Below are 4795 nucleotides of genomic sequence, written 5' to 3' on the forward strand. Positions count from 1 at the left end.
AAAGGGGATGCCGTTGTTTATGCGCGTGGCTTCGGCGCGCGGGAGCATGGCAAGCCAGCCAGGATCGATCCGGATACGCTGTTCCAGGTGGGTTCGACGACCAAGGCGTTTACCACGGCGGCGCTGGGATTGTTGGTGGAACAGGGCAAGCTTCATTGGGACGATCCGGTGCTCGACTATCTGCCGGATTTCCAGCTGCAGGATCCCTGGCTGACTCGTCATTTGACCGTTCGCGACGCAGTGGTTCATCGAAGCGGCATTGCCGAGACGCCCTATTTCATCTACGCGACCATGAATGCCGACGCCGCGGCTGAGCAGCTGCGCTACATCGTGCCTCAGGATCGTTTCCGGGATTCATTCAACTACAACAATCTGATGTATGGCGTGGCAGGGAAGATTGTCGCCGCCGCCTCCGGCATGAGCTGGGGTGAGTTCGTCAGCAGTCGGTTACTGCAACCACTGGGGATGAGTCGCAGCGGGGTGAGCCCGTACGAGTTCTGGGATGCTCAGTCTGTGACGCCAACGTATCGGGGTTTGGCCAAGGTGGCGCATCCAACTGCCGACGATGCGCGCGACCGCAATGTGGCCATGCCTCACATTCGCGATGACGGGGGTGCCGTCAATGTGCTCGCATGGCAGAGCTACGACAACGCGGCTGCCTCGGGTTCGATCGTATCGAGCGCTCGTGACATGGCGGCATGGATGATTCCCCATCTCAACGACGGACGCTCTGGCGGTCGCCAGGTTCTACAGCCGGCCACGGTGCGTGAATTGCACGCGACCCAGAACTTGCACATCAAACATGTGCAGTTCCCGCTCGCGGATAGCGCGGAAGGTTACGCCATGGGTTGGTTCAAGGCTCGTTATCACGACAGCGTCTACTTGTCACACGGCGGTGGCATCGCAGGTTTTCCTGCGTATGTGGCACTGATGCCGGACCAACGCATAGGCGTGGTCGTTCTAGCGAACAGTCGCAGGCTTGGAGATGGTTATGCGTTTCATATGGCGATCGCGTTGCGCGCAATCGACCAACTGCTGAAAGCCTCGCCGCGCAATTGGAGTCAGGAGTTATCGATGCGCACGCGGGATGCCATCGTGCAAGCGCGCACCGAGGAGGAAAAATTGCAGCAGTCTCGATTGCGGAATGCTCCTCCGTCATTGCCGCTGCAGGAGTATGCCGGGGAGTATGAGGACGCGGTCTTGCATTCGGGACGAATCAAGATCGGGTTCGAGCGGGGCGAACTGAACTTGAGTTTCGCCGGCGAGGGGGCGTTCTCCGGCACATTGGTGCATTGGCATCGCGATGTGTTTCGTTTGCGCCCGAAGTCGCCGTTGGGCTGGCAAGGCTTTGCAACCTTCATGCTCGATGAGACCGGCAAGGCGGTGGCGATGACGGCATTCGATACCACGCTGAAGCGTGTCGCGCCGGCGCCATGACTGCGGGATTCAGCCGACGAACGTTCGTGAGCACTCTGGCTCTGGGAGGAGCGGCGACTTTGGGATCGGCGGCACGGGCTGGCGCGAACACAAATGTGTTGCCGCCCACCGCGCTCGTGGTCAATGGATTGGATCCCTCGCCGCTACGCGTTGAATATCTCGACTTATTGAAGGCCGGCGGGGTGGGGTGTTGGCACCGAAGCGTGGGCGGCCTGCAGGATCTCGCGTTCACGCTGCGTTTCTGTGATGAGCACAAGACACGCATCGCGCCAGCCAGGAGCGTCGACGAAATTCGTCGCCTGCACCACCAGGGCAGGATTGCGCATGTTGCCGGGTGGCAGTCGGCGGAACGGCTGCTTATCGACGGCACACGAGAAGGGCCCGCTATCGACCATCTTCGCGCCTACCACGAGCTGGGATTGCGGATCTGCGGCATCGCCTACAACGTCGCGAACGGGTTTGGCGCGGGCTGCCTGGAGCCGCACATCGGCTTGACGCGTGCCGGTCACCGCTTGGTGGAAGAGATTCACTCGTTGCGCATCCTATTGGATGTCGGTGGGCACACGAACGAGCTGACTTCCTTCGATGCACTGGCTCTATCGGCCGGTGTTCCCGTCATCTGCAGTCACACCAACTTGCGGGCACTCAACGACAACCCGCGGTGCTCCACTGACGCGCTGCTCGAAGCCATCGCCAGGACTGGAGGTGTGATCGGCGTTTCGGCGTTCAATGACTTCCATGCGCGTACACGCAATGACGCCAATGTCTCGCGCACGCCTCAGGTCGATCTCGACCGGCATCTGGATCAATACGATTACTTGAAGCGACTGGTGGGGGTCGATCACATCGGCTTGGGGCCGGACTTCATCGAGGGTCGCAACGCCCCGGGTTGGGTATCGCCGTCCGATCGCTCTGTCATGGCGCCGGAAGCCTATAGCCAACAGATGCCCTGGTTCTACGTGAAGGGCTTCGAGAATATCGGGCAGTTGCCCAATGTGGCCGCGGGTCTCGTCAGTCGCGGCTGGTCGAGCGTAGACGTGCGTAAAGTTCTGGGTGAAAACTGGCTACGGGTCTATCAGAAAGTCTGGGGCGCTTGAGAAAACGCCGAACTCGCCAACAGCTACGAATTCCCTGCCGCCCGAGCGGGCTGCGCGAACACGCCAGTCACCAGCATTCCATAGTCCGTCTCATTCATGACCCGCACCCGATTGCGGCCGCCGACCTTGGCGGCGTAGAGCGCTTGATCGGCGAGCTGCAAGGCGCCGCGAGGCGTTCGCGTGGGGTCGGGCCCAACGACGGCGACACCGATGCTGATGGTAATCATAGAAGTCGTGCGTGAGCCGCGGTGTTCGATGCCCAGTTCGTTGACGGACTGACGCACGCGATCCGCGATCTTCGTCGCCTGCTCGGCATCGACATCGAACAGCAGGGCGACGAACTCTTCACCGCCATAGCGCGACAAGAGATCTAGCGGGCCACGCACCACCGACTGCAAGCATTGAGCGATTTGTCGCAGGCTGCGATCGCCGGCCTGGTGGCCGTAATGATCGTTGTAAGCTTTGAAATGGTCGACGTCGATCAACAGCAACGCAATCTTGCGACCATCCGAGGCGGCTTGCGACCAAACGCGAGCCAGGTGTTCGTCGAAGACGCGGCGATTCTTGGTGCCGGTCAGGGTGTCGTGCTCGGCGAGCTGGGCGATCAGCCGAGTTTCGAGGAAGGACGTGCGAGACAGGCGTTCCACGTGTCGCGCCACTGCGGCGCAGCCCACCAATGTCACGATGACGAGCGCGATGGATCGCAGAGCCACCGGCATCGCGAGTTCGAAGATGATGGCGTGAGCTATGAAGGACAGCGTCGCCACGACACCAGAGAACAGCGCCGTTCGATAGTGCATGCCCAAGAAGAAAAACGGGCCGAGTAACAACAGCGGCAGGACCATCAGCATTTCGCGTTGACCCTTGGCTGCCGCCGCGGCGATGCAGGCTGCCACGATCACGTTTCGCATCGGCACGATCACGCGCGCAAACGGGACGAACAGGCGCTCGAATGTCGAGCTCCAGGCAATCGCTGTCAGCAGCGTCGAGACGAAGGCGACGAAAGCGATGGGGAGGAAGCTGCCGCCGATGGGTGAACCGGTCGCCATGAGCTCGACGGTTCGAGTGACCGCCAGCACGGCGCCGAGGGCGCACATCACACGGATGATCAGGCGGCTCTCGATGAGGTGAGCGCGCACGTACTCCGCCTCGAGGTCCGGGCTGAAGCGCAATTGCGACTGGCCACGCAGCAGCTCCGCCGCGTACGGCGAGTCCGGAATCGCAGCGAGGTTGAGTGGCGCGCCCCTTATCATCGGACGAGATTAAGCGGTTCTTAACGGTTCGGCTGTGATCTGTTTGGAATCTACGTCACGAATTGCCGGTCGCTGTGCCCAAAGGGCTGGCATTGACTGAGTCCACCTGCTACGAAGGGGGTTGCATTGGAGTCAACGTTGGTGCTGCGGGGAATGCCTGAATTTGCGCGTGCCGGGCGGTGGGATTGTTGACTTGTTATTGGGGCAGTAGCACCTTACCGCCCATCACTAGACACAGTGAATCAGGGAGTGAATCGAATCATGCTAAGGCTGGCGCTGGTCTCCGCTTCCTTTTTATTTGTCTCTCTCCCCGCCGACGCAGCAGATTGGTATTTGCGCGTCAGCGATCATTTGCAGCGGGTGGAGCAGACCAGTTCCGGCAGCATCGTGCTTGCCGTGAACAACGGCGGTATCGCCATCAGCGTCCCCGGTCAAAGCAGCTCGTGTTCGATCACATCGGTCCTGATCAACCCGCCCTCAGGTCGCGAGAAAGATTGGTTAGCCATGGTCCTGGCGGCGACGCTCGCCGGCAAGGCGATCAGCGTCTACGGCGATTGCAACGCTGGCACCTGGCAGATCGTTTCGAGTCGCATGATCGTCGAGTACAACTAATGGAGTGTTGGTCGGTATGAGAATCAGTGTGGCAGGCCTGGGAACTTGCGAATGGACCGGCATCGAGTCGCTGCGCGCGGTTGGTGCAACCTTCTAACGGAATAGCGCTAGAGCGCCGAGTAGATGAGATGCAGCGCCAGCAACCCCAGTCCAACGAAAAACCAGCGGCGGAATTTTTCCGCGGGGACGCGACGGCGGATCCAGCTGCCGGCCAGCATGCCGGCGAGGGCGGGAAGGGTGGCGAACAAGGACAGAGAAACGGAGTGAAGTTCCAACGCGTCGTGCCACAGTAGGCCGAAAGCCAATGCGACGGTGGAGACTGTGAACGACAGGCCGAGTGCTTGTACCAGTTCATCGCGAGCCAACCCGAGCCCGGCGAGATAGGGCACGGCGGGG

Annotated in this window: 5 protein-coding genes; 3 read left to right on the top strand and 2 right to left on the bottom strand. The window is 60.9% G+C overall.

Features of this window, described 5'->3' with window-relative positions:
* Both JNL55_RS34550 and JNL55_RS34555 read left to right on the top strand, forming a co-directional pair.
* Positions 1 to 1437 (top strand): serine hydrolase (locus JNL55_RS34550; RefSeq protein WP_293865620.1); only part of this gene is annotated, 1437 nt, incomplete at its 5' end.
* Positions 1438 to 1535: 98 nt separating this feature from the next.
* Complete coding sequence (locus JNL55_RS34555) at positions 1536 to 2534, top strand: dipeptidase (protein WP_293865623.1); 999 nt, start codon at positions 1536 to 1538, stop codon at positions 2532 to 2534.
* A gap of 23 nt (positions 2535 to 2557) precedes the next feature.
* On the opposite strand, the gene JNL55_RS34560 is transcribed toward JNL55_RS34555, so the two are convergent.
* On the bottom strand, positions 2558 to 3787 hold the full coding sequence (locus JNL55_RS34560) for a sensor domain-containing diguanylate cyclase (RefSeq protein WP_293865626.1): 1230 nt from the start codon (positions 3785 to 3787) through the stop codon (positions 2558 to 2560).
* Between the two features lie 261 nt (positions 3788 to 4048).
* Here JNL55_RS34560 and JNL55_RS34565 point away from each other — a divergent pair, with 261 nt between their 5' ends.
* On the top strand, positions 4049 to 4399 hold the full coding sequence (locus tag JNL55_RS34565) for a hypothetical protein (protein ID WP_293865629.1): 351 nt from the start codon (positions 4049 to 4051) through the stop codon (positions 4397 to 4399).
* A 107-nt stretch (positions 4400 to 4506) separates the two neighbouring features.
* Here JNL55_RS34565 and JNL55_RS34570 read toward each other — a convergent pair.
* A partial coding sequence (locus JNL55_RS34570; RefSeq protein ID WP_293865632.1) for a TSUP family transporter occupies positions 4507 to 4795 on the bottom strand: 289 nt, incomplete at its 5' end.

The sequence above is a fragment of the Steroidobacter sp. genome (genome assembly GCF_016790065.1).
Classification (GTDB): domain Bacteria; phylum Pseudomonadota; class Gammaproteobacteria; order Steroidobacterales; family Steroidobacteraceae; genus Steroidobacter.